Origin of the sequence: Rothia sp. HMSC075F09 (genome assembly GCF_001810515.1) — a bacterium.
In the GTDB taxonomy this organism is placed as follows: domain Bacteria; phylum Actinomycetota; class Actinomycetes; order Actinomycetales; family Micrococcaceae; genus Rothia.
The window spans coordinates 160,931-161,949 of the sequence record NZ_KV801780.1 but is presented as its reverse complement, the minus strand read 5'-3'; the positions used below and the strand labels follow the sequence as shown (position 1 = coordinate 161,949).

Genomic DNA, 1,019 nt, shown 5'->3' with positions numbered 1-1,019 from the left:
GCAGACATGCTCGCCGGACACGTCGAAATTGAACTCATGCCCTCCTCGTACGTCATCGAGTACGGCAATGGCGATACTGCCACTAACTACACGGCAGGCAAACCGGTCACCACCTACCCTCGTGAGCGTCCGAGGCAGACGGATACCAGCTACGCCTACCAGCGGTCTGGTAACTTCCACGCGTACGCGACCGTGCATTACACGGCTCGTTTCCGTGTGGATGGTGGCCCGTGGCAGATGATGGAGGTGACCCCGCAGGCAACCAGTGACCCGTTGCTGATCCGTGTGTGGTGGGTTGATGTGGGACGCGTCGGCGGCACCTGCGATGAAGACGATACTCGTTGGGGCTGCAAGAATGACCCGACGATGGGCAAGAAGGATAATCCGAACCCGCGTCTGCGCAAGGCCGACATCCGTACCGGTCAGCGATGGCACCTGAACGACAGCGGTGACGGGGACACGGAGTATTCGTTGCACCGCGACTGGCCCGACATGTAAACCACTTCTGACCCAATATATAGATAACCGCAACAGGCGGCCCCGAATGTTTGAGCATCCGGGGCCGCCTGCTTTTATGTGTCTAAAATTTCGACCATAGGTTAGCGTCTTTGGTCGTAGTTAAAAGCCATGGTCAAAGACGCTAAACCATGGCACAAATTCTGCGAAGGCGACACCTCAGCACCGGTGAAAATCCGGTCATGACTTAGCAATTTCAGTCATGACTTAGCATCTTTGGTAATGGTTAAAACCCCAACCCAAAGTCACTAACCCATTACCGAAAAAGCTAAACCATAACCGACTCCCGCCCATCTACCTGACGCATCCGGGGCCGCCTGCTTTTTAGACCGAGGTTTTCGATAGGTTAGTGTCTTTGCCGTGGGTCTTTAACCCGCATTAAAGTCACTAACCTATCGAAAATCCATGAACCCGGTGCGCCCTCCATCTGCATCGGGTGGGGGGGCGCGAATATAACCCCCGCAGACACGCAGAAGCCACATGTGTTTCGAGAAGCCACCAAA

General features: G+C 55.1%; 1 pseudogene. It reads left to right on the top strand.

Annotation, left to right across the window (positions count from 1 at the left end):
* A pseudogene (locus tag HMPREF2749_RS09380) lies at positions 1-498 on the top strand (peptide ABC transporter ATPase); the annotation flags it as partial.
* Positions 499-1,019: the final 521 nt, after the last annotated feature.